Source organism: Novosphingobium sp. Sphag1I, assembly GCF_056279125.1.
In genome coordinates this window covers 1-22,182 of the sequence record NZ_JBWBQS010000023.1, presented here as the reverse complement: position 1 = coordinate 22,182, position 22,182 = coordinate 1, and the positions used below count along the sequence as shown (strand labels likewise).

22 protein-coding genes are annotated in these 22,182 nt (G+C 63.4%); 6 read left to right on the top strand and 16 right to left on the bottom strand.

Annotation, left to right across the window (positions count from 1 at the left end):
• Positions 1–26: 26 nt before the first annotated feature.
• Together tcuC and ACZ9HU_RS20195 are read right to left on the bottom strand one after the other, a co-directional pair.
• The gene (tcuC, locus tag ACZ9HU_RS20200; protein WP_476107662.1) at positions 27–1,331 is read right to left on the bottom strand and encodes a tricarballylate/proton symporter TcuC; all 1,305 of its coding nucleotides are present in this window, start codon (positions 1,329–1,331) and stop codon (positions 27–29) included.
• Positions 1,328–2,200, bottom strand: coding sequence for a substrate-binding domain-containing protein (locus ACZ9HU_RS20195; RefSeq protein ID WP_476107660.1), 873 nt, complete (start codon positions 2,198–2,200; stop codon positions 1,328–1,330). The genes tcuC and ACZ9HU_RS20195 overlap by 4 nt, the downstream gene beginning before the upstream one ends.
• A 170-nt stretch (positions 2,201–2,370) precedes the next feature.
• Between ACZ9HU_RS20195 and ACZ9HU_RS20190 the strand changes: the two genes are divergently transcribed.
• Positions 2,371–3,585 carry a cation:dicarboxylate symporter family transporter gene (locus ACZ9HU_RS20190; RefSeq protein ID WP_476107658.1) on the top strand — a complete coding sequence of 405 codons (1,215 nt, stop codon included), beginning with the start codon at positions 2,371–2,373 and terminating at the stop codon, positions 3,583–3,585.
• On the opposite strand, the gene ACZ9HU_RS20185 is transcribed toward ACZ9HU_RS20190, so the two are convergent.
• From ACZ9HU_RS20185 to yaaA, 4 genes are all read right to left on the bottom strand, one after another.
• Positions 3,575–4,492, bottom strand: a complete 918-nt coding sequence (locus ACZ9HU_RS20185) for a LysR family transcriptional regulator (protein WP_476107657.1) — start codon at positions 4,490–4,492, stop codon at positions 3,575–3,577. The genes ACZ9HU_RS20190 and ACZ9HU_RS20185 overlap by 11 nt on opposite strands.
• A gap of 13 nt (positions 4,493–4,505) precedes the next feature.
• A complete protein-coding gene (locus tag ACZ9HU_RS20180) occupies positions 4,506–5,114 on the bottom strand; it encodes a DNA-3-methyladenine glycosylase I (RefSeq protein WP_476107656.1) in 609 nt (202 codons plus the stop codon).
• A gap of 145 nt (positions 5,115–5,259) precedes the next feature.
• Positions 5,260–5,961 (bottom strand): SDR family NAD(P)-dependent oxidoreductase, encoded by a 702-nt coding sequence (locus ACZ9HU_RS20175; protein WP_476107655.1) that lies wholly within the window; start codon positions 5,959–5,961, stop codon positions 5,260–5,262.
• Positions 5,958–6,722 (bottom strand): peroxide stress protein YaaA, encoded by a 765-nt coding sequence (gene yaaA, locus ACZ9HU_RS20170; protein WP_476107653.1) that lies wholly within the window; start codon positions 6,720–6,722, stop codon positions 5,958–5,960. Before yaaA ends, ACZ9HU_RS20175 begins: the two co-directional genes overlap by 4 nt.
• 309 nt (positions 6,723–7,031) lie before the next feature.
• Between yaaA and ACZ9HU_RS20165 the strand changes: the two genes are divergently transcribed.
• Together ACZ9HU_RS20165 and ACZ9HU_RS20160 are read left to right on the top strand one after the other, a co-directional pair.
• Positions 7,032–7,160, top strand: a complete 129-nt coding sequence (locus ACZ9HU_RS20165; protein ID WP_476107651.1) for a hypothetical protein — start codon at positions 7,032–7,034, stop codon at positions 7,158–7,160.
• Positions 7,157–8,887, top strand: a complete 1,731-nt coding sequence (locus tag ACZ9HU_RS20160; protein WP_476107650.1) for a glycoside hydrolase family 13 protein — start codon at positions 7,157–7,159, stop codon at positions 8,885–8,887. The genes ACZ9HU_RS20165 and ACZ9HU_RS20160 overlap by 4 nt, the downstream gene beginning before the upstream one ends.
• A 191-nt stretch (positions 8,888–9,078) precedes the next feature.
• Here ACZ9HU_RS20160 and ACZ9HU_RS20155 read toward each other — a convergent pair whose 3' ends face one another.
• The 10 genes from ACZ9HU_RS20155 to ACZ9HU_RS20110 are packed head-to-tail and all read right to left on the bottom strand — an operon-like array spanning position 9,079 to position 19,924.
• On the bottom strand, positions 9,079–9,987 hold the full coding sequence (locus ACZ9HU_RS20155) for an autotransporter outer membrane beta-barrel domain-containing protein (RefSeq protein WP_476107649.1): 909 nt from the start codon (positions 9,985–9,987) through the stop codon (positions 9,079–9,081).
• A complete protein-coding gene (locus ACZ9HU_RS20150) occupies positions 9,984–12,134 on the bottom strand; it encodes an ATP-binding protein (protein ID WP_476107648.1) in 2,151 nt (716 codons plus the stop codon). Before ACZ9HU_RS20150 ends, ACZ9HU_RS20155 begins: the two co-directional genes overlap by 4 nt.
• A gap of 49 nt (positions 12,135–12,183) precedes the next feature.
• A complete protein-coding gene (virB11, locus tag ACZ9HU_RS20145) occupies positions 12,184–13,161 on the bottom strand; it encodes a P-type DNA transfer ATPase VirB11 (protein ID WP_476107647.1) in 978 nt (325 codons plus the stop codon).
• Positions 13,158–14,228, bottom strand: coding sequence for a TrbI/VirB10 family protein (locus ACZ9HU_RS20140; protein ID WP_476107644.1), 1,071 nt, complete (start codon positions 14,226–14,228; stop codon positions 13,158–13,160). The genes virB11 and ACZ9HU_RS20140 overlap by 4 nt, the downstream gene beginning before the upstream one ends.
• 6 nt (positions 14,229–14,234) lie before the next feature.
• Positions 14,235–14,984, bottom strand: a complete 750-nt coding sequence (locus ACZ9HU_RS20135) for a TrbG/VirB9 family P-type conjugative transfer protein (RefSeq protein WP_476107643.1) — start codon at positions 14,982–14,984, stop codon at positions 14,235–14,237.
• A complete protein-coding gene (locus ACZ9HU_RS20130) occupies positions 14,981–16,174 on the bottom strand; it encodes a TrbL/VirB6 family protein (protein ID WP_476107641.1) in 1,194 nt (397 codons plus the stop codon). The genes ACZ9HU_RS20135 and ACZ9HU_RS20130 overlap by 4 nt, the downstream gene beginning before the upstream one ends.
• The gene (locus tag ACZ9HU_RS20125) at positions 16,171–18,549 is read right to left on the bottom strand and encodes a VirB4 family type IV secretion/conjugal transfer ATPase (protein WP_476107707.1); all 2,379 of its coding nucleotides are present in this window, start codon (positions 18,547–18,549) and stop codon (positions 16,171–16,173) included. Before ACZ9HU_RS20125 ends, ACZ9HU_RS20130 begins: the two co-directional genes overlap by 4 nt.
• A 1-nt stretch (position 18,550) precedes the next feature.
• Positions 18,551–18,835, bottom strand: a complete 285-nt coding sequence (locus tag ACZ9HU_RS20120; RefSeq protein ID WP_476107639.1) for a VirB3 family type IV secretion system protein — start codon at positions 18,833–18,835, stop codon at positions 18,551–18,553.
• 6 nt (positions 18,836–18,841) lie between these two features.
• On the bottom strand, positions 18,842–19,150 hold the full coding sequence (locus ACZ9HU_RS20115) for a TrbC/VirB2 family protein (protein WP_476107638.1): 309 nt from the start codon (positions 19,148–19,150) through the stop codon (positions 18,842–18,844).
• An 18-nt stretch (positions 19,151–19,168) separates the two neighbouring features.
• Positions 19,169–19,924: a lytic transglycosylase domain-containing protein gene (locus ACZ9HU_RS20110; protein WP_476107637.1), complete on the bottom strand. Its 756-nt coding sequence runs from the start codon at positions 19,922–19,924 to the stop codon at positions 19,169–19,171.
• Positions 19,925–19,975: 51 nt separating this feature from the next.
• On the opposite strand from ACZ9HU_RS20110, the gene ACZ9HU_RS20105 reads away from it, so the two are divergent.
• From ACZ9HU_RS20105 to ACZ9HU_RS20095, 3 genes are read left to right on the top strand one after another with little or no spacing between them, the layout of a single operon-like run.
• Positions 19,976–20,782, top strand: coding sequence for a response regulator (locus ACZ9HU_RS20105; RefSeq protein ID WP_476107636.1), 807 nt, complete (start codon positions 19,976–19,978; stop codon positions 20,780–20,782).
• A gap of 53 nt (positions 20,783–20,835) precedes the next feature.
• Entirely contained in the window at positions 20,836–21,822 is a 987-nt protein-coding gene (locus tag ACZ9HU_RS20100; protein WP_476107635.1) for a dioxygenase family protein, read from the top strand.
• 22 nt (positions 21,823–21,844) lie between these two features.
• Positions 21,845–22,099, top strand: a complete 255-nt coding sequence (locus ACZ9HU_RS20095) for a hypothetical protein (RefSeq protein WP_476107634.1) — start codon at positions 21,845–21,847, stop codon at positions 22,097–22,099.
• Positions 22,100–22,182: the final 83 nt, after the last annotated feature.

Here is a 22,182-nt window from a genome sequence, read left to right as displayed (position 1 = left end):
TTCTATAATTCTTGAAAGCTATGAATTCATGCCTGACGATTGAGCCGTCCGCCGATCAGCAGGGCCAGCAAGGAAAGCAAAGCGGCCGCCGCGCACCATGCGCCGGGAATGGCCTTGTCGCCGGTCGCCTCGATCAACGCGGTGCAGATCGCCGGGGTAAAGCCGCCGAAGATCGCGGTGGCCATGCTGTAGGCGAGGCTGAAGCCGACGGTGCGGACATGGGCGGGGATCACCTCGGTCAGATAGACGATGAAGGCGCCGTTATAAGTGGCATAGACAGCCGCCATCAGCAGTTCGGCGGTCAGCAGGCCGCCAAAGCTGGGGCCGGCTACCAGCCAGCGCATCAGCGGATAGGTCATCACCGCCGCCAGCGTCGTGGCCCCGATCAGCAGCGGGCGTCGACCGATACGGTCCGACAACGCCCCCATCACCGGCAGCAGCACGAAATTGGTGACGCCGACACAGGCCGTGATGAACAGGCTCTCACCGGGGCCGAGTTTCAGCACCTTGCTGCCATAGGTGGGGGTATAGGCGGTGACCATATAGAAGAACACCGTCGTCATCACCGCCATCAGCGCGCCCTGCAGGACAAGACCCCAGTTGCTGCCGATCATGCGCATGATCTGGCCGATCTGCGGATGTTCCTTGCGGTTCAGAAAGACCTCGGTTTCCTCGACATGGCGGCGGATCAGGAACAGGAAGGGGATCATCGCGCAGCCGATCACGAAAGGCACGCGCCAGCCCCAGTCCTGCATGGTTTCGGGCGACAGGCTGGTGGACACCAGCAGCCCGATCAGCGCGGCAAAGACCACCGCGGCCTGTTGGCTGGCCGATTGCCACGAGGTGAAGAAGCCCTTGCGGTCGGGCGGAGCGATCTCGTTGAGATAGACCGAAACCCCGCCGACCTCGACACCGGCCGAGAGACCCTGAACCAGGCGGCCCGCCAGAATAATCAGGGGGGCGGCCAGACCGATCTGGGCATAGGTGGGCGTAATGGCAATCGCCAATGTGCCCAGCGCCATCAGACCCAGCGTCAGCAGCAAACCCTTGCGGCGGCCGTGCCGATCCACATAGGCCCCCAGCACCAGCGCGCCCACCGGGCGCATCAAAAAGCCCGCGCCAAAAGTCATCAGCGTCAGCAGCAGCGAGGCAAATTCGCTGCCCGTGGGGAAAAAGGCCTTGGAAATATAGGTCGCATAATAGCCGAAGACCATGAAATCGAACATTTCAAGGAAATTGCCGCTGGCAACGATGAAGATCGATTTGAAGGCCGATTTGCGGCTTGCGGCCCCGGCAAGGCCGTTTGCCGCGAGGGTGGATGACATGTTCATGGCGTTACCTTCTGCGATGCCGGCTCCATGCCGCTGGCGCGGATGGCGGCTTCGGCCTTGGAAGAGGACAGGAAATCGAGCAGGGCACGGGAGGCCTGTTGGCGGGACGAATTGGCCACAACCCCCCCCGAAAAGGCGGTCACTTTCTGAAGCTCGTCAGGGACAAGGCCGATGATGCGGATGCCTTTGACGGGTTTGAGTTCGGACAATTGCTGGAACCCGATCTGGGCCTCGCCGCGCGCCACGATCTCGCCCACAGGCGTGGCGGGGATCATGCGACCCTTGGGCCGGACAATGTCGGCCACGCCCAGACGGTCGAGCATGGTGGTCTGGATATAGACGCCGCTGGCGCTGTCGGACCACGCAACAGATTGCGCCGCGATCAGCGTCTGGCGCAGGGCCGCAGGGGTGGAGATGTCGGGCTCAGGGGCGCCTTCACGCACCGCCACGGCGATTTTGGACAGCGCCAGATCAACCGGCGTGCCGGGTGACACCTTGCCCTGCGTCACCAGATTGTCCAGCGCCGAACGGGCAAGGATTACCACATCGGCCTGTTCACCACGGGCGAGGCGCGCAGGAATGGCATTGACCGTTGTGCCCATGGAGGGGCCATGACCAATGATGATCCTTGTGCCGGTCTGGGCCGTGTATTGAGCGGCCAGAACGTCAAAGGCCGCGTTGAAACCGCCCGATGTCAAAACATGCAGCTCATTTGTGGCGACAGGCGGGGCGGACGGCGTCCGCGCGCCCGGATGGTGGCAAGCGGCCAGCAGCGGGGCCAGCATAAGCCCCAGCACGACGCCCCGGCGAGCCCGCGAGGCAGGTCCGCCCGCGCCGGTTCGCACATCCTTGTTCAATAGCCGGCGCATGACAGGCTCACTCCCATTTTATCGCCTCTTTGGACGTTTTTGTCTGCGGCCGGGCTTGAGATGGCGCCCGGCTGTGTTTGACTATAGAAGCAACCCGACATATATTTATCAAATGCAATTATCGGTTGACGTAATGCGTATGACGCATAAATTGCCGGGGGAGCGATAGAGTGCTGCGTCATCTTTATGTGCAGGTCGTGCTGGGGGCGCTGGCCGGTATTGTCGTAGGGCATTTCTGGCCGCGGCTGGGGGTAGAGCTGGGGCCGCTGGGCATTGCCTTTGTCAAGACGATGCGGATGATGGTTCCGCCCATCCTGTTTTGCACCATTGTCGATGGGATCGTGCTGCATGGCGGGGCGGTGCGCACCGGAACCACCGTGGTGCGGGCGCTGATCGTGTTTGCGGCGATCACCATCGGCGCGCTGTTGATGGGGCTGCTGGTGGCGGGCCTGCTGCGGCCGGGCGCGGGATTACAGGTTCCACCGCCGGTGGCGGGCGGCGTTGATCTTCATCGCCAATTGGCCGGGGCGCCCATCAACGGGCCGGGCGAATTTCTGCTGCGCATGGTGCCGGAAACCTTCTTTTCCGCCTTTACCGCAGGCGACATTCTGCCGGTGCTGTTCATCGCGGGGCTGGTGGGGTTTGGGCTGCTGCATATTGGCGCGGCGGGCGAACCGATTGTGCGGGGATTGCGCGTTCTGGCCCAGTTGCAGTTTGCCATCGTCGGCTTTCTCCTGCGCGTGGCGCCGATCGGCGCATTTGGGGCCATCGCCTATACGGTGGGGGCCTATGGCATCGGTTTTATCAGCTCGCTGGGCATGCTGGTGGCCACGTTGGCGCTGGCCTGCATCGGGCTGATGGCGGGTTTGCTGATCGTGGTCCATGTGCGCACGGGCCTGCGCCCCTTTGCCCTGTTGCGGCACTTCCGCGATGAAATGCTGATCATCGCGGGCACGTCATCCAGCGAGGTGGTGCTGCCCCGCCTGATGTCGAAACTGGAAGGCATGGGTGGCGATCCGGCGGTGGTCGGGCTGGTGATGCCGGTGGGCTATACGCTCAATCTGGCGGGGACAGCGGTCTATCTGATCGTGGCCACGCTGTTCCTGTCCGAGGCGCTGAACATCCCCCTTCCGCCAGAGCGGATCGCGCTTTATCTGATGGTCATGCTGGTGACGTCCAAGGCCGCCGCCGGGGTGATCGGCAGCGGTTTTTCCGCGCTTTTGCTCACGCTATCGCTGCTGCCCGATGTGCCGGTGGCGGCGGCCGCCATGCTGATCGCGGTGGATCGCATCCTTTCGACCTTGCGCGCCCTGACCAGTGGCGTGGCGAATATCAGCGCGACCCTGTTGGTGGCGCGATGGAACGGCGGGCGCTTTACGCTTTAGCCTGCGTCCATGCCTGCGAAAGCAGGCTGACCAGCCGGGCGCAGGCGGGCGACAATTGACCGCCGGGCCGCTGTAGCAGGCCGATGCTGCGGAAAATCACCGGGTCTTTCAACGGTCGCCACACCAGATTGCCCGCCTCCGGCCCCGCACAGGCCAGCTTTGGCAGCACCGATGGCCCAAGCCCTGCATCCACCAGCGCCAGTGCCGATGTCAGGCGGGTCACTTCATAAAACCAGCTCAGATTGATGCCCTGCGCGGCCAGCCCGGCCTCCAACGTGGTGCGGTTGCCGCTGGCGCGGTGGACCGTCACCAACCGACGCTCCACCAGATCGGCCCAGCTGACATCGGCCTTGGCGCCAAGCGGATCATCCTTGCGGCACACCAGCCCATAGGGATCGTCATAGAGCGGCGAATAGACCAGATCAGAATCCGACCCGACCGGCAGCGACAGGCCGAATTCGGCCTCGCCGGTACGCACCGCCTCGGCGCATTCCCCGGCGGAAAGGTCGAGGATGCGCACCCGCGTGTTGCGATAATCGAGCGAAAAACGCTGCAGCACCTCGGGCAGGAACTGCACCGTGGCGCTGGGGATGCTGGCCAGCGTGATGCGGCCCGCCGCCCTTTCGCCCTGCGCCATCAGGCCGACCAGCGATCCGTCGATTTCCTGCAGCATCCGGCGGATCAGCGGCACCACCTGTGCGCCCGCCGCCGTCAGGCGCACCGTCCGCGTGGTCCGCTCGACCAGAACCGTGCCCACGGCCTGTTCCAATTTCTGGATCCGGCGGCTGAGCGCGGGCTGGGACAGGTTCAATTGCTGTGCCGCGCGCATAAAGCTGCGCCCATCGGCCACGGCAACCAGTGCGCGCAGGTCCAGCAATTCACAATTCATCGGGATGGGAAAGGTCATAGCGGCCTGCCAGTTACTGTGGCGGAGTAAAAGCGGCGCGGGCCTGCGCCACGCGTTCTCTTGTCACACAGCCGATGGCATGATCATTGACCAGCCCCATCGCCTGCATGAAAGCATAGGCGGTGGTCGGCCCGACAAAGGCCCAGCCGCGCTTTTTGAGATCCTTGGACAGGGCAACCGATGTGGGGGTGGTTGAAACGACCTGTAAAGCGGCGCCCGGTTCGACCCTCTCCTCATAACGCCAGAAATAGGCGGCAAGTGAGCCTTCCTGTTGGACCATTTCCACTGCGCGCCCGGCATTCCGGATCGTGGCCTCGATCTTTCCGCGATGGCGCACGATGCCTTCGTCATGGAGCAGTCGTTCGATATCGGCCTGATCATAGGCGGCAATGCGGTGGAAATCGAAACCGTCAAAGGCGGCCCGAAAATTCTCCCGCTTGGTCAGGATGGTGCGCCAGCTTAGCCCCGACTGAAACCCTTCCAATGTCAGCTTTTCAAACAGGCGGCGATCATCGGCCACCGGAAAACCCCATTCGGTATCATGATAGGCCAGATAATCCGCCGTTGCGGCACACCATCGACAGCGGTGATGCCCGTCGGGGCCGGGGACGGTTGCGTTCATCGTTCGGGCCTTTCGAATGGATGGGACGGTTTGGCAACGATCCGGGCGGATGGCGTTTTCTGCTCTGTCATGCCTGCGCCCCGGCTGCATTTTGTCACACAGCTTTTGCCACGGGACGGGGCTGGGTTCAATTACTGGGGTTCAATTAAAAGGGGATCTCGATTCCTTCGAAATCGAAGAGTTTGCCGCTGTCATGCGGTTTGAGATCCTCGATCACATCCAGCAATTGCAGGGCCGCACGTTCGGCATCGAACAGTTTTCCCGCCACAACATTGCCCTGAAACGGGCGGGACAGGTCCGTGTCCACCGTGCCGGGATGGAGCGTGACGACAATCGAGCGGTCGTTGCGGCGGCGCTCCTCGATGGCCAGATTGCGCACCAGCATGTTTAGCGCCGCCTTTGACGCGCGATAGCCATGCCAACCGCCCAACCGATTGTCCGTGATCGACCCCACCCTTGCGGATAGCGCGGCAAAAACCGCCCGCCCGGTTCGGGGCATGAGCGGTAGGAAGTGCTTAGCCACCATCACCGGGCCGATCGCATTGACGGCATGGACCCGCGCCAGCCACGCCGGATCAAGATCACGCAGCGCCTTTTCCGGCCCGCGACCGTCTTCATGCAGCAATCCGGTGGCCACGATAATCAGCGTCGGCGGCGGCCCCTTGGCCACATGCGCCGCGGCGGCGGCAATGCTGGCCTCGTCCAGCAGGTCGATGTGTTGCGCGCCGCCGCGTGATCGGGCAAAGCCGTGGACGGTTTCAAAGCCACCTTCCTCGATCAGCGCGGTTTCAAAGGCATGGCCGATACCGCCCGATGCCCCGATGATGACGGCGCTGTTCTTGCTCATGCGCGGGTGAACCGCCAGCGGTCGGCATCGCTTTGGGCGGCGTCAAAACGATAGCCGTCGCTGTCAAAGCCGCGCATCGCGTCAATGTCGGTGATGTGATGTTCGCACATCCATCGCGCCATCATGCCCCGCGCCCGCTTGGCGTGAAAGCTGATGAAGCGCGGGCCGTCGGGGCCGCCTTCGCGAAATTCGACCTCGACCACGCGCAGCCCCGGCAATTGTCCGGCAACGGCGGCAAAATATTCCTGACTGGCCAGATTGAGCACTGCGCCCGAGCCTTCCTCCGCCACCTGCGCGCGCAGATGGTTGGCGATCCGGTCACCCCACCAGTCGGTCAGCTTTTTGTGCCCTCGTGGCAGGGGGGGCGCCCAGCGCGTGCCCATTTCCAGCCGATAGGGCCGGATGGCGTCAAGCGGGCGCAGCAGGCCGTACAGCCCCGAAAGCATCCGTACATGGTCCTGCGCAAAGGTGACGGCGGCCTCATCAAGCGTATGGACCTCAAAGCCGGTATAGACATCGCCGGCAAAGGCAAAGAGCGCCTGCCGTTCGGGCAAATCGGCAAAATTGTTGAAACGCTCGACATTCAATTGCGCCAGCTTGGGCGAAATATGCATCAGCTTGCCCAATTGCTCGGCGCTCAGATCAGCAGCAGATTGCGCCAGATCGAGAGCCTCCTGCGCGAAATGCGGGCTTGAAATGGCGAGCGTTGGCAGGGTGCGCTCAAAATCGAGCGTCTTGGCCGGGGAGAGCAGTGCAATCATCCCCATCGCGTTAGCGAGAGCGAAGGGCAGCGTCAAACTGTCCGCGCGGCCATGTGGGGTCTTGCAAGAACGCGGGTGGCTGTTGGGCCGCGATGAAGGGCGATACCAGGATGAGAGGACGGAAGCCTTTTTTGACAAATGCTTATGCCTTGATGCTGGCCGGGCGGATAGGGCGCGCAAATTTCCATATGAATGCGGACCGTCAGCATCTTGCAACCGATTGCGTAAAACTTCAATATCATCGCCAAGACAAGCGTGGCGGCCGAATCAGGAACTGCCGGACACGCCGATAAAAAGGGAGCAGAATTGATGAAGTTGGAGAGGAAACCAGCCTGCTCGACGGTGATCATCGCGCTGACGGCGGCTACCAAGTCTTCGCTCGATCATGTCCCGGCGCATGACATCACTCTGGCCGACGTGAAGAGGGCGCAAGCATGACAACCTCAAGAATGGGCAAATTTGCACTCACTGCGGCGCTGGGCACCGCGATGGCCTTGAGCGCCTTTGCCGCGCAGGCCGCCAAACCGGCCCCGACGTCGCAGACGGAAAAGGCGGCCGCAAAGGCCCAGCCGTGGTGGACCCATGCCGTCATCTATGAAATCTATCCCCGCAGTTTTCAGGACAGCAATGGCGACGGCGTGGGCGACCTGAACGGCGTGACGCAGCGGCTTGATTATCTTAAAACGCTGGGGGTGGACGCTATCTGGCTGACGCCGTTCTATCCTTCGCCCAATGCCGATTTTGGCTATGACGTGTCCGATTATACCGCGGTGGCGCGCGAATATGGCACGATGGCCGACTGGGATCGGTTGACCCGCGAGGCGCGCAAGCGGGGTATCCGGGTGATGGTCGATCTGGTGCTCAACCATTCCTCGGATCAGCATCCGTGGTTCAAGGAATCGCGCTCATCGCGCAACAATCCCAAGCGCGATTGGTATGTCTGGCACGATCTGGCACCTGATGGCGGGCCGCCCAGCAATTGGGAATCGATCTTTGGCGGTTCGACGTGGGAGTATGACAAGCCCACCGGCCAATATTACTATCATATCTTTTTGAAAGTACAGCCCGATCTCAATTGGGCCAATCCGGGGCTGCAAAAGGCGATGCATGATGTGGCGCGCTTCTGGTTGCGCCATGGTGCCGCCGGGTTTCGCCTTGATGCCACGCCCTATCTGTTTGAAGACACCAATTGGCCCAATGACCCGGATGTGAAATCGGGCGCGCCGGTGGGGCTGAAACCCTATAACAGCAACCTGCCCGCCACGCGCGCGGCACTGCGGGGCTTGCGCAAGGTGGTGGACAGTTTCCCCGGCGACCGGGTGCTGCTGGGTGAAAACGCGATTTCCTCGATTGCCGACCTGCGCCGGGTCTATGGAGAAAAGGGCGACGAGATCAACCTGCCGATGGATTTCCTTTACAAGGATGTGGCGGGACTTGATGCGGCGGCCTTCAAGGCGCGTATTGATGAGGCCGAACTGAAGCTCGACGGATTCCCCCCCGTTTTCCATTTCAGCAACCACGATTCCCCGCGCCAATATTCGCGCTTTGGCGATGGAACGCATAATGACCAGATCGCCCGGATCACCGCGGCCATGACGCTGACCCTGCGCGGCACGGCGTTGATGTATTACGGCGAAGAGATCGGCATGCCCAATCTGGCGCCCGAAGAATTGCGCGACATTCCCCTTGGCCCCAAGCGCAAGGTGGCCGACAATCGCGACCCCGAACGTTCGCCCATGCAATGGAGCGCGGGGAAGGGCGCGGGCTTTACCAGCGGCGATCCGTGGTTGCCGGTGGGGCGCTCGGCCGGGACGGTCAATGTCTCCAGCCAGCAGGCAGATAAGGGATCGCTCTTTCACTGGTATGCCCGGCTGCTGAACTTGCGCAAGGTGAATGCGGCGATGCGTGACGGGGCGTATATTCCTTTGGAATCCGGAAATTCCAAGGTTTTGGCCTATGCCCGACGGGATGCGAAAGGGCATGGCGTGCTGGTCCTGCTTAACATGAGCGGTCAGCCTCAGACAATGTCCATCAGCGGTTGGACGGGCCACGCGCCGACACTGGGCGACACGCTGATGACCAGCGTGCCGGGCGCGACGTTGGATTGGCATCACCCGGAGCTTGAGCCATTCGGCGTACGTCTGGTTGCGTTCAAGGGGGGCTGATGCCCTATGGGGCGGCAGGTGTTTTAGAGGCCAATGATGTCTTCAAGGACCAAGGCTTCTGCCTGCCGCCGCTTTGTCCGTTCACGCATTCATGATGGCGGCTCATTCCTCTGGAAATGCTTGGCTGTGTAGGCGACGGCCCATCCTACCTGATCCCAATGACGTTCCCCAACCAGATACCCAGTGCCCGATCAGAAGCGGACGCGCAAACCGATCGATCCGGTCGTGCTGTTGCCCGCCACGGCGCGTGCGGTGCGCGTGACCTGTGTGTCCAGCCATAGCCGGGGTGCCAGTTGCCAGATGCCCGACATGGCGATTTCCTCAAACCCGTCGGGCGTGCGCACGGGTTCCGGGCCCGTCGCGCTGGGCGGCGGGGAAAGGCGCCACGTCGTCATGCCATTGTCGGTGACATAATGCGAATAGGCGACGCCCAGATAATGCTGTCCCCGGCGCCCCAACGCGCGGTCCACGCGCAGGGAGGCGATTCCCGTCAGCGCCCTTTCGCCCAGTTCGAAATCCGATAAGGCCTGACTGGTGAAATCGAAACGCTGGTGCAGCGAACGAGTATAGACATATTGGCCCGCAATGGTCGGCGTGATGTACCAACGCGACGATGGCTGAAACACCCGCCCCACGCGCAGCCCTGCGGCGAAATAGCCCGACCCAGAGGTAATGCCGCTCTGACGTGTGCCGCCCAAACCCTGAATTGCGCCATAGACCTGTCGGCCATAGCTGGCATAAGCGTCCGCCACCCAGCCGTGCCAGTTGCCGCCCGCGCCGATTGATCCGATGTGATAGGTCGACGGGATGGCCGCATCGGCCTGTTGCAACGTGCCGCCAAACAAAGTGTAGGCCGCGCGCAGATACGTCGCCCCCTTGTACCGCGTGACGGCCAGCGAGCCGTAGGGGCTGCTGGTTGTCGTATCGCGATCGACGATGCCGCCCGTTGCGCTGGCCACCCAGATCGCCTTGGGCGGAGGAGCGGCGGGGATTTCCAGCCTTTCGGGCTGGGCTGTCGGTTCGGGGGCTTCAACCGTCTGCGCCTGTGCGGCGTTACAGGAAAGCGCCATTACGGCGGCTAATATCAATCTTCGCATCATGCGGCCTTGGGCAAGATTTCATCATAAAGCGTGGGCAGCACCAGCTTGGCGACAAAGCCTTCCTCGCGCTGTTCCAGCAGCACATCGCCACCATGCGCGCGGGCAATCGAACGGCATACGGCAAGCCCAAGGCCGCTGCCGGGCTTGTCGGATTCGATGGCCTGTTCGCAACGGAAAAAGGGTTCAAAGGCCCGCTCGCGGTCCTCCAAGGCGATGCCCGGCCCATTGTCGATGATTTCGGCCACGGCCCCCTGCTCATTCACCAAGACACGCACACGGGCCTGGTGGCCATATTTCAGCGCATTTTCAAGCAGATTGCCCAGCAACCGCCGGATGCCCAGCGGATCGACCTCTACCCGGATCGGGGTGACGACATCCAGACGAACGCGGTCGCCCATGACGCGGGCATCCTCCACCGCATCACGGACCAATTCGGCCAGATCGATCCTTTGTCGCGCGCCGGGCGTCGATGCGTCACGAATAAAGGAGATGACCTGACTGATCATCATCTCCATTTCATCCACCTCGGCCAGCAAGGCATCGCGTTGATCGTCGGGCACATCCTCCAGCCTGAAACGCAGGCGCGTCAAAGGTGTGCGCAGATCATGGCTGATTGCGCCGACCATCGCGGTGCGGTCATCGACAAAGGCGCGCAATCGGTCGCGCATCTGGTTAAAGGCGCGGGCGGCGCGGCCCACTTCGGCCGGGCCGGACAGCGGCACAACATCGGCCGCCGGATCACGGCCCAGAACCTCGGCGGCGCGGACAAAGCCTTCCAGCGGTTTGACGATGCGCCGCGCAAACATCAACGCCAAAGGCACCGTGACCAGCAGCGAGAGCAGGAACCAGATCATCACCCGCTTTTGCCAGCGGTTGGGGAAAGGTTCGGCGCGCGGGGCCACGGCAATCCAGCTTCCATCGCTCTGACGCAGGGCGGCGACGAAATCGCCCTCGATAAAGGGCGGGGTCGTGAAGGATAGTGCGCCGCGCGCCTCGCGGAAGGGGATGGGTTGCGGAATGCCGATGGGGGCGGGCGATGTGGCCGCGACGCGGGGCGTTGTCACCATTTCGCCGGTGGAAAGATCATCGCGCGCGCCCATCACCGGCCGCGCCGGGGGCGCAATGCTGGCCATTGGCGCCAACTCTGATGCCGATCCATTATTGCGCAGCGTGGGCGTCGGGGCGGCCATGACCGAATATTGCTCGGTATGGATTGGGGCGGCCATCGGCGGGGGCATGCCAGCGCCGCCCATCGCCGCAGGGCCCATGCCCGCCATGCCGGGACCGGTTGCGCCGGGGCCAACGGGGCCTTGGCCCGCAATCGACGGGCCGGTCACGCGGGTGGGGCCGCCGGTCTGGACCTGCTGGCTGGTGGTCGAATTGGTTGTGTTGGTGATGGTTGAAATTGCTGGGCGCGACACGCCGCCTGCGGGCGCGCCGCCTGCGCCTGCTGGGGCGCCATTCTGTATCCCGCCGGGCATTTGCCCTCCCGGAGCATGGCCGCCCGGAATGCCGCCACCCGTAACGCCGCCGCCCGGCGCACCGCCACCGGGATGGCCACCCCCGGGGATGCCACCGCCCGGAACGCCACCGCCAGGAACACCGCCACCGGGAAAACCGCCGCCCGGAAAGCCCCCGCCGGGAAATCCTCCACCGGGAAACCCATTGCCCGGACCGCCCATCGGACCGCCGCGCATTCCCTGCGCATGAGCCGTGCCGATGAGGGCCGAGGTCAGGCTGGCATTTTCCAGCGGGTCGGCCATGGCCATCGGCCCGCGCGAACCATCGGCCGGAACCGTCACGCCGCCCACCGGCAATTGGGTGTAAAAGGCCAGAACCACATGATCGACCCTTTGCCCCAGCCGCCGCGCCAAAGCCTCGCGCGAGGTTTCCGAGACCAGCCAGCCCGAACCGCTGATGTCGGGCGGACCTTTCATGCTGCGAAATTCCAGGTTCTCGCTGTCGGCCTTGCCCAGCAACATCCGGGCGACTTCTTCGATATCCCAGCGCTTGGGCGATGCGGGCGGGATCAGCACGGTCAGCGCCAGCGTGGCAAATTGCGCCACGATCAGGACGCCCACCAGCAGTCCCAACATTTGCACCCCCAGAGGAAGCGCCAGCTTACGACGGAAATAGGAAGCGGACATAGCCGCCGAAGTGCCATATCTGGCAGGAAATAGCGATTCCTGTTCGCGTCTATCGTCCGGGCAATTGGGCGCTTTCACGAATATCGAGGATGCTGCGCGATCCGTTTCGGCGTCCGAGCTGGACGACCACATCGATGACCGACCTTGCATAGGCCAGAATATCCTCGCGTGAAAGGCCAAGGCCCGCCTGACTGACCATCAGGGACAGTTGGTCAAGCGCGCCAGAGCAGCTGTTGGCATGTATGGTGGAGAACGATCCGGGGTGGCCGGTGTTAATGGCCCGAAGAAAGGTAATGGCCTCGCGCCCGCGCAATTCGCCGAGGACAATGCGGTCCGGGCGCAGACGCAGGCTGGCGTGCAGCAGGTCGTCGGTGGTGATGCGCGCCTCGCCCATATCACCGCGCACCGCGACAAGGCCCAGTGCGTTGGGCGCGGACAGGCGCACCTCTGGCGTATCCTCGACCAGAATGATGCGTTCGGACGGATCAACCTCGCGCAGCAGGGCGTTGAGGAAGGTGGTCTTGCCGCTGGACGTGCCGCCCGCGATCAGGATCGTGCGCCGCATCCGCACCTGTTCGACCAGCCATCCCAAAGGATCGGCGTCGCGGTCGGTGGCGGGCGCATCCCGCGCCATGCCAAGAGCGCCCGTCGGCGCCCATGCGGACAGCGGCACATCGACTATCCGGTGTCGGCGGATCGACATGGCCCAATGGCCGCGCGTGGCGGGCGGGGCGACGATCTGGACCCGCGCGCCATCGGGCAGATTGGCCGCCATCAGCGGTTGCTGGCGATTGATGCCTTGCGATGTGATGCGCGCAATCTGTTCGGCCAGCCTTTTGAGCAGGCGGTCGTCCACCTCCGCCACGGTGATCCGTTCCATGCGCGGCGCGCCGGCCACTTCGATCCAGACCTCGCCGGGCCGGTTGACCAGAATTTCCGACACATCCGCCCGCGCCAGAAAGGGCGCAAAGGGCGCCAGATAAGCGCCGAGATAGACATCCGTGGGCGAGGCCGGCGCGACGCTCATGGCGCCACGCTGGAAAAATCGAGGTCGCGGGCGGTGAAAATGCGGATGGGCTGGCCTTGCGCCACGCGGATCGTGGGGGGGATCTGGCCATCGCGCTGGACGGCGGCGGAGGCGGCGCTGGAGGTCGAACCGCTGATGACGACCGAGGTGCCGCTGCTGATCACCGCGCCAAGGCCGCCGATGACCGAGAGCAGCGTTGCCGCGCCAAAACGTTTGAAGAAATGGCTGTCGACCTCGCCCGACAGGCCCGAACGGCCCGAATATTCGACCGCAGGCGAAGCCAGCGCCACCGACACCCCATCGGGCCGGATCAACCGCGTCCACATGACATAGGCGCGGGTCTGCCCGGCGGAGAGGCCGCTTTTATACTGACCGATCAGGCGGGATGAGCGCGGGACCAGGACGCGCTTGCCGTCGAAGGAGCGCACATCCTGGCTGACCACGGCGCGGACATAGCCGGGCAGGTCGCTGTCGATGGCGGTTTCCAGAATGGCGGAAATCAGCGTGCCCTGTGTTACGGTGTTGGTCGTGTCGGCCATCCTGTGGGCGCTGGCGGTTTCAACGCCCGTTCCGCCCATGCGTGAGCCAAAGGCTTCGTTTTCGTTCAATCCGGCGGTGTTGGCCGGGGCGCCGGGGGCAATGGCAATGGCCTTTGTCGCGCCATCGGCATGGCCGTTCATGGCCGCGGATGTGTCATAGACCATCACGGGCGACGTGCCCATTTGCGGGGTAGGCTGGGCCATCACCGGCATGGAGGCCGTCGCCGGGGCGGGCGCAGCATGGTCGGCGGGCGGGGGCGGAACCACCGTCTCCGCTTGCGGCGGCAGATTGGGCATGGGGGCCAGCGGGGCCGGAGCGGTCGGCGCCACCACCGGGGCGGGCGATTTGTCGCCATGGCCGGACATGCTGATAAAGGTCAGCGCGCCCAGCGCCAGCGCAATGCCCCCGCCCAGCATCAGCCCGGCGCGATCCCGCCGCCGCGCATCCCCTGCGACAATGGGAAAGGCGTTGCGGCTCGCGTCTTCGAGCGTGTCGGGCGACAGGGTGAGGCGGGGGTCTTTATCCATGGCGGCTTACTTCGCCCGCGCCTGATCGGCCGCATCGGCGGGCGAGGGGCGTGTGGTTTCCAGCGCCACCATGTCCCGGCCTGCGCGCAGGATCAGCCGTTTGTGGAAACCATCGACCACCAGATAATCGCCATCGCTGCTGTAATTGACCGGGGCCTCGGTCTTGCCATCGGGGGCCGGGGCCAGAATGGCGGGCAGAGACCGCCCCGGCGCCCAACTGAGATAGACCGAATGGCCATCGTCAAAGATCCGTTCGGGCATCAGGGTCTTTGCGCCCTTGACCGTCCATGCGAAATTGAGATGGCTGAGCCGGTCGGGAAGCGGCGTGGTCTGCACCGTGGTGATCAGGCTTGCCTCTTGCGCCTTGGGAATGGGCGGGGTGGCGACAGGATCGGGCGCATAGGCAAAGCGCAGCAGGTAAAGCGGCCTTGCCCCCGTGCTGCTGCGCAATTCGAACAAGTAGGTGTGGCGGTCGGTCACCACGGTCATGTTGGTGACGGGCGCCTTGGCCGAGGTGGGTTTGACGAAAAGCAGATTGGCGCGGCGGTTAGGCGTGATTTGCCAGGCGCCGCTTTCGCCCACGGCGATATTCTCGATCCTTTCTTCATCGCCGAATTGGATGGTGGATTGATAATTGGGCCGCGCGGCAAAGGTGATGACCTGATTTTCGGCGTAATCGCGGATCGACACGCGCGGGTCGGTGCCGATCATCGCGGGAACCGGCGCGGCGGCCATCAGGAACAGCGCGCCGATCATGCCAACGTGTCCTTGAGCGAGGAAGCAGAGGCGGGCGCGCTCATCCCCCGGCCAATGTCGCGGGCGCGCGGCGATGTGGCGGGGATGACGCCTGATGATGGAAACATCATGGGCGATACGCCGGGCATGGTCAGAATGCGGGCGGAGGTTTCGGGCATGATGTCCTGATGTGGCGCGTTGACGGCGGCGATCACGCTGCGTAGGCGTTCGTCGCGTTCGATGGGGCGGGATTGGATCATCGGGACGATGGTTGGCGGGGCCGGGGCCGCATAGGGGACGGTGGCGGGCGCGGCATAGCTGGTCTGGGCCGGGGCGGTCGCGGGCGCCACACCAATGGGCAGGCGCCAGCCCGAAGTAAGCGCCGAGGTCATTTTCAGCACCATGGCCATCAGCGCGCAATGGATGCAGGCGGCAACAAAGACCGTGGCGGCCTGTGTCATATCGACCGCGCCGCCGCTCAATTCCGACACCACCGGGGTCAGCATCGCCACCGATCCGACCCCCAGCATGACGGTGAACAAAGGCACCAGCGCGAACATCACCGCCGCCTTGACCCAGCCTTCGAACAGGCCGCGTGTGGCGGAAAACAGCGAAAAGATGAGGAAAATCGGCCCGACGGCCAGAATCGCCGCCAGTGCGATCCGGCTGGTCACCAGCACGCCCACCGTGCCCAGCAGCAGCAGCAGCGCGGCATAGGACAGCAATTCCGCGGGCGTGGTGGTGGCGCGTTTGGCTTCTTCGGTCGCGGGCTGGGCTGGTTGCGCCGCATCGGCGACGGCCTGAAACAGCGTGTCGAGCCTTTGCGCAAAGACCTGCGATGCCGAACCCTTGATGCCCAGCACCGAGGAGGCGATCCAGTCCGGCCCGGTGGACAGCAGCGTCCAGACCACCTGACTATAGGCGATCCAGCTGGTGGCAAAGGTCAGCGCAAGGCCCAGCGCCATCATGCGCGGCGTCAGCGTCGACAACCCCAGCGTAACCCGCCCGGTCAGCAGGCCGATGGCAAAAAGCGCGACATAAAGCGTCAGCGCAATGGTGAGCGAGGTGGTGAGCACGCCCTCGCTGCCAAAGATACGGGCAAAGGCGGAGGCGGTCGCGTGCCCCGCCATGCAATCAACGCTGCGCAGAGCATCGGCAATCGAGGATACGCCGCCAGATGCAAGAGGCGCGCCAAGGGGGGCACAGGTCATTCCGCTGCCTCTGTGGCATCGGCAAAACCATCCCACGCCGCGCCCGTCAGCAGCGGCAGCCAGCGCGCCGGATCATCCCCCACACTGGCGCGCAGCATGTCGAGGCGGCGCACGCTGGCTTCCCGGCCCGAAAGGACGGTCAGCATTTCGGGCATGGCGGAAAGATCGAGCCGGACCACCATCGAATCGTTCGCATGGCGTACAAGGAAACACCGGCTGTTGGCGGGCAAGGCCCGGATCAGCGCCAGTTCGTGATGGGTCAGGCCAAAGCCGTCGCAATAATCCTCGGCCCGCGCGCGGGAATTGGGGGTGAAGATCATCGTCGCGGTCTGTTCGACAATCGCGCTGGCGATCCGGCTGTCCAATGCGTCGCGGGCGCTTTGCGTGGCAAAGCCCACCATTGCATTGCGTTTGCGCAGCGTTTTGAGCCAGTCGCGGATGCGGGCGGCAAAGATTTCATCATCCAGCGCCTTCCACCCTTCGTCGATCAGGATCATCGTGGGCGAACCGTCCAGCCCTTCATCGATCCGGTGGAACAGATAGAGCAGAGCAGGCGTGCGCAGCGCGGGATCTTCAAGGATCGCGGTCATGTCGCAACCGATCATGCGCGATGTCAGGTCAAAGCGGTCTTCGTCATTGTCGAACAGCCACGCATTCGGCCCGTCCAAAATCCATGGCGCAAGCCGCGAGGGCAGGTCGCCCGGCTCCGGACGCCGGCCACCGGCGAGCAAGTCGCGCAGGTGGCGCAGGCGCCGGAACCGGGCCTCGTAATCGTAGAGGGCGTCAACAGCCTCTGCGATCACGGTCTCTTCACCCGCATCTGTGGCGGCCAGAAGGCGGGTGAGAAACTGGCGAAGAAAGGCCCGCGAGCATGCGCTGTCGGGCAGGGCGAGCGGGTTGAAGCCGGTGGGCTGTCCCGGAATCAGGCGGGTGTAATGCGCGCCGCATGCCCGCAAAAAGATTTCCGCGCCCCGGTCCTTGTCGAACAGGATCGTGCGGGGGGTAAATTTCTGGGCCTGCGCGGTCAGGTAATTGAGCACGACCGTCTTGCCCGAACCCGACGGGCCGATGATGGTGAAATTGCCCAGATCGCCCTGATGGAAATTGAAGAAATAGGGCGTCGCGCTGGTCGTTTCAAAGGCGGTGACGGCGTCGCCCCAATGGTTGCCCCGTGCGCGGCCAAGGGGAAATCCGTGCAGCGAGAGGAACCCGGCCGCATTGGCCGTCGAAATCAGCGCACGGCGCACCACATAGGTTTCATTGCCCGGAAACTGCGCCCAGAAGGCCGGTTCCAAATTGGTATCCTCACGCACGGCAATGATGCCGATATCGGCCATGGCGCTGGCCACCGAAGCGCTGGCACGTTCAAGGGCAAAGAGGCTGTCTTCACGCACAAGAACGGTCAGGTGATGGTCGCCGAACCCGGCCTGTCCGGCGCCAAGCGCGTCGCGTGCGGCCATCATCTGGGCACGCTCGGCCATGGCTTCGGCATCGGCGGATTTCAGACGCCGCACCGCCAGATCGATCCTTTCACGCGCGCCTTGGCGGTCGGCGGGGGCGAAACTTTCGCTCAACACCATTTCGTGGGGCAGGCGCAGCAGATTGTCGAGCATGCCTGCCCGGGTCGTGTCGGGATATTCTTTCAGACTGAGGATCGCGGAAAAATCGCGCCCGCCCGCCCGCCGCGTTTCGACCGTGTCGAGGCCAAAGGATACGCGGGCATAAGGAATGTGGTGCCCCAGATCGATGCCATCGGCAGGCGACATGACCGGTCGCCATTCGCCATTATAGATCGCGCTGAGCAATTCTAGTGGCTGCGATTGCCCTTCGACCTTGCCCATCACCCGCGCGCCATAGGGTTCGAGCGCGGCCAAAAGCGCGGCAGTGGCCCCTTCCAACTCGCGGATGGTTCGAGGGTCGGGGCCACGCTCGCTTGCCATGCGGCGAGAGAAACGTTCGAGCAGGCCCGCCTTGCCCCGTGCGGGGCGACGGACCAGCGTCAGGAATTGTTCGTTGATGAACAGCGGCGTGTCGGCGAGCCGTTTTTGCCGCGCCGCATCGAGTGCGGCGGAAAAGGGTTCGGGAAACTCGGCCTGAAGCGAAAGCGCCACCCGGCGGCGCACGACATGGTGATAGACCACGAAACGTGCGTCCAGCACGCTGCGCAACATGGTTTCGCGCACGGCCAGCATATGGTTGAGCTGATCGGCTTCCTCGGTTTCAAAGGGCAGGCCCGCGATGCGGATCACACTCATCACCGCGCCATCGCGCAGCGCCAGAACCGTGTCGGACACATGCGCGTCATAGGGCAGGCGGTCGCCCGCGCGCGCTTCATTGCGGCTCCACGCCGCGGGACCTTTCCAGCGTCCGGTCATATCAGGGCGCATAGCTGTTACAGCCCCAGCGCGACCAGTTGCGCACACGGGGACAGCGGCTGACGCGGGTCAGCCAGAGGTCGAAGATGCGCGGTTCGCGCAAGGAGGCCAGATAGCCCGCGCCATGCACCACCAAGGCCACCGGCAGCGCCAGAAAGCTGCGCGTGATGAGGAAAGCTTCGGTCGTCACGGCCATGTTGATGATGAAAAAGCTGAAGGTTACGCCCGCAAACATCTGGGGCCGGGTCAGGGCGCGAAACACGGGCGTCTGGTGCAGCGCGCTCATGACGGCTTACTGCGCCATGCCGGCGGTGGCCTGAATGCCGCCGACGATCGCGCTGGCGCCAAACAGGATGAAGCAGCCGATGATGACCGTCGCGCCAAAGCGCCAGTTCATCCGCCCGGTCAGCATCATGAAACCCACCATCGCCACCGCGATCACGGCAACAGCGGTCGCGACCTGACCCAGCAGCGTGGCCTGAAGCCAGCTCAGCGCCGAGACGATGGGGCCGGAACCAGCCGGGCCGCCAGCAGCTTGCGCATGGGCGCGCATCGGCAGAATGACCAGCGGCAACAGGGAAAAATAGCGTGCATCGCGCATGATCGCGGCTCCGAATAATCAGCGGTTGAGCGAAGTACCCGCCAGGCGCCGGTCTGCGGCGCCCGCGACATTGAGCCGAGCCGTGATGGCGGCCACATAATTGCGGGTTTCGGAAATATTGGGGATGGCGCGGGCCTGCGCCACGCGGCCCGGCCCGGCGTTATAGGCCGCCAGAGCCAGTTCCAGATTGCCGTCGAACCGATCAATCTGGCCGCGCAAATAGCGCGCCGCGCCGATCAGATTGGCTTCTGGATCACGCGGGTCCACGCCCAGATTGCGCGCGGTGCCGGGCATCAATTGCCCAAGACCCATCGCGCCTTTGGGAGAAATTGCGTCGGGGCGCCAACGGCTTTCCTGCCATATGACGGCTTCGAGCAAAGACGGGCTGATGCCGGCCAATGCCGCCGCCCTGACTAGGGACCTTGTGAAAGCAGGGGGGGCGATGATGCTTTCACGCGGAGTCAGGGCGGCGGACGGAAGGGCGGTGATGTCGATGGGGGCATCTGTGGGGGCGGATGACACCCATTCGACCAAGCCGCTCGCCGTTCTTGTATGGCTTATGCCTTGCGCATCGATTTCGATCACCTGTGCCGATGCGGACCCGGTGGCAAGCGTTGCAAGGAACGCGGCCATCAGACCATAACGGTTGAACAGGGAAAGGGGCGATGCATTGGGCATGACTGGAAATTGAGCGACGATGATTGCGCGGTAATTTCGGCCAGATTTCACCATCGGCGCGGCGCGGGGCCCATCGCGCAAAATTTCTGAAATCATGTGGCCAGAAATTTGTGGAAATGCCGCCCAATGCAAGCCACACAGACCGCCATGGATATGGCGACAAAAATCCTGATCGTAGATGATGACAAAGGCATCAGAACGGTTGTGTCCGAATTCCTGGGCAAACATGGGTATCTGACGGCCACCGCCGCCAACCCCATAGAAATGCGCAAGATTTTGGAAAACGGTGCTTTCGATCTGATCGTGCTGGACGTGATGATGCCCAAGGAAGACGGGTTGAGCGCATTGCGCAGCCTGGGGCCGAACGCGCCGCCGGTGATCATGCTGAGCGCAGTAGGAACCGACATAGACCGCGTGGTGGGCCTTGAAATGGGCGCCGACGATTATCTGGCCAAGCCTTGTAATCCGCGTGAATTGCTGGCGCGCATCCGGGCCGTGTTGCGGCGCAAGGCCGCCGCGCAGGCAGTGCTGGATCAGGCCATGGCCATGCAATCGGGCGAGGTGGCGGCGGAACCTGACGTTACGCCCATCCAATCGGAACCTGCTTTGAAAACAGGGGGGTCTTCGTCCAACTGCCTGTTCTTCGAGGGCTGGCGGATGGATCTGGACATGCGCTTGCTGTTCGATCCCGATGGCCGGATGATCACCTTGACCGAGGGCGAGTTCCGCCTGCTTCTGGCCTTTGCCCAGCATCCGCGCCGGGTGGTGACGCGCGATCAATTGCTGGAATGGTCGCGCGGGGGCGATGCTGATCATTTCGACCGTGCCATCGACGTGCAACTCTCGCGCCTGCGCCGGAAAATGACCGATGCGGGCAGCAGCGGCGTGTCCGAACTGATCCGTACGGTGCGCAATGAAGGCTATGTCTTTGTGCCGCATGTGACACGCGGCTGATCGAATTGTTGCAATTCTGGTGAAATTCTCCTGAAAATTCGCTGGTCGATCTGATGGTCGGGGCGCGGCCGGTTTTGGCGGCGGCGCCAGAGCCATTGGAGAGCGCCATGCATGAAGATCAGGAAGAACATGATCTGGGTCTTGCCCATGATTTGCACATTATCGGGGAACGGTTGATCGAAAGGCGGCGCGCGCTGGGCTTCCTTTTGTCGGCGGGAACGGTTGGCCTTGTGGGCGCCTGTGGCGGCGAATCGGGTTCGGGCACCAGTTCGACCTCTGGAACTTCCACTTCGTCGAGCAGCAGTTCATCTTCGTCCTCCTCGTCATCTTCTTCGTCGTCGTCTTCGAGCAGCAGCAGTTCGTCATCCTCGACCAGCTGTATTGCCGATCCGACCGAAACCAACGGCCCCTATCCGGCCGATGGCACCAACACATCGAGCGGTTCGACCTCGAACGTCCTGACCGCCAGCGGCGTGGTGCGCAGCGACATTCGCTCCAGCTTTATTTCATCGACCACCACGGCTTCGGGCGTGTTGCTGACCATCACGCTCAAGCTGGTCAATGTGAACAATGCCTGCGCGGCGATTTCGGGCGCGGCGATCTATATCTGGCATTGCGATGCGGCGGGGCTCTATTCGCTCTATTCCAGCGGGGTGACGACCGAGAGCTATCTGCGCGGGGTGCAGGTGACCGATGCGAATGGCGAGGTGACCTTCACCACCATTTACCCGGCGTGCTATTCGGGGCGCTGGCCCCATATCCATTTCGAAGTCTTCACCGGCGGCCTGACCTCGGCCAGCACCGGGCGGACTTCATCGCTGATTTCGCAATTGGCGATGCCGGCGGCCACCAATTCGACCGTGTTCAACAGCGATTCGCGCTATAGCGCCAGTATCTCGAACTATTCGAATATCTCAATCGCGTCGGACAATGTGTTTGGCGACAACACATCGGCCCAGATCGCCCAGATGACGCCCTCGCTGAGCGGCAGCATCAGCGCAGGTTACACCGGCACCGCGACGATCGGCATTGCGGTCTAAACTCCTTGCCTGCCTTGGCGGGATGGCGGCGGGGGGCGCAATCCATGGCGGCAATGCCCGCGTGGATCAGCGCGCCATGGCCGGGGTCAAATCGATCTCGGCAGAGGCCATGCCGCGTGATTATGATTATTTCGGCCCGCGACTGGCGCCGGCTCTGTTCGGGGTGTTGGGCGCGGGGCTGTTCTTCTGGCTGATGGCAGGATTGGCCGATAGCGTGGGGATGGGGCTGATCCTGTCCACGCTCTATCTATGCAACACGGCCCAATTGGACTTGTAACGGATTTGTGCCGGTCACCTATCTCACTATGCCACCTTGGCCTCGAATGCGAGGGGGCTGATGCCGCCCAGATATGAATGGCG

Bases quoted from the DNA above. Each gene is read 5' to 3' on its own strand.
- ACZ9HU_RS20140 (WP_476107644.1), bottom strand. From the start codon at position 14,228: ATGGATAAAGACCCCCGCCTCACCCTGTCGCCCGACACGCTCGAAGAC.
- virB11 (WP_476107647.1), bottom strand. From the start codon at position 13,161: ATGAGCGTCGCGCCGGCCTCGCCCACGGATGTCTATCTCGGCGCTTAT.
- ACZ9HU_RS20155 (WP_476107649.1), bottom strand. From the start codon at position 9,987: ATGATGCGAAGATTGATATTAGCCGCCGTAATGGCGCTTTCCTGTAAC.
- ACZ9HU_RS20125 (WP_476107707.1), bottom strand. From the start codon at position 18,549: ATGACCGGACGCTGGAAAGGTCCCGCGGCGTGGAGCCGCAATGAAGCG.
- ACZ9HU_RS20180 (WP_476107656.1), bottom strand. From the start codon at position 5,114: ATGAACGCAACCGTCCCCGGCCCCGACGGGCATCACCGCTGTCGATGG.
- ACZ9HU_RS20160 (WP_476107650.1), top strand. From the start codon at position 7,157: ATGACAACCTCAAGAATGGGCAAATTTGCACTCACTGCGGCGCTGGGC.
- yaaA (WP_476107653.1), bottom strand. From the start codon at position 6,722: ATGATTGCACTGCTCTCCCCGGCCAAGACGCTCGATTTTGAGCGCACC.
- ACZ9HU_RS20185 (WP_476107657.1), bottom strand. From the start codon at position 4,492: ATGACCTTTCCCATCCCGATGAATTGTGAATTGCTGGACCTGCGCGCA.
- ACZ9HU_RS20110 (WP_476107637.1), bottom strand. From the start codon at position 19,924: ATGATTTCAGAAATTTTGCGCGATGGGCCCCGCGCCGCGCCGATGGTG.
- ACZ9HU_RS20135 (WP_476107643.1), bottom strand. From the start codon at position 14,984: ATGATCGGCGCGCTGTTCCTGATGGCCGCCGCGCCGGTTCCCGCGATG.
- ACZ9HU_RS20165 (WP_476107651.1), top strand. From the start codon at position 7,032: ATGAAGTTGGAGAGGAAACCAGCCTGCTCGACGGTGATCATCGCGCTG.
- ACZ9HU_RS20100 (WP_476107635.1), top strand. From the start codon at position 20,836: ATGGTCGGGGCGCGGCCGGTTTTGGCGGCGGCGCCAGAGCCATTGGAG.
- ACZ9HU_RS20195 (WP_476107660.1), bottom strand. From the start codon at position 2,200: ATGCGCCGGCTATTGAACAAGGATGTGCGAACCGGCGCGGGCGGACCT.
- ACZ9HU_RS20120 (WP_476107639.1), bottom strand. From the start codon at position 18,835: ATGAGCGCGCTGCACCAGACGCCCGTGTTTCGCGCCCTGACCCGGCCC.
- ACZ9HU_RS20175 (WP_476107655.1), bottom strand. From the start codon at position 5,961: ATGAGCAAGAACAGCGCCGTCATCATCGGGGCATCGGGCGGTATCGGC.
- ACZ9HU_RS20150 (WP_476107648.1), bottom strand. From the start codon at position 12,134: ATGTCCGCTTCCTATTTCCGTCGTAAGCTGGCGCTTCCTCTGGGGGTG.
- ACZ9HU_RS20115 (WP_476107638.1), bottom strand. From the start codon at position 19,150: ATGCGCGATGCACGCTATTTTTCCCTGTTGCCGCTGGTCATTCTGCCG.
- ACZ9HU_RS20105 (WP_476107636.1), top strand. From the start codon at position 19,976: ATGGATATGGCGACAAAAATCCTGATCGTAGATGATGACAAAGGCATC.
- ACZ9HU_RS20095 (WP_476107634.1), top strand. From the start codon at position 21,845: ATGGCGGCGGGGGGCGCAATCCATGGCGGCAATGCCCGCGTGGATCAG.
- tcuC (WP_476107662.1), bottom strand. From the start codon at position 1,331: ATGAACATGTCATCCACCCTCGCGGCAAACGGCCTTGCCGGGGCCGCA.
- ACZ9HU_RS20130 (WP_476107641.1), bottom strand. From the start codon at position 16,174: ATGACCTGTGCCCCCCTTGGCGCGCCTCTTGCATCTGGCGGCGTATCC.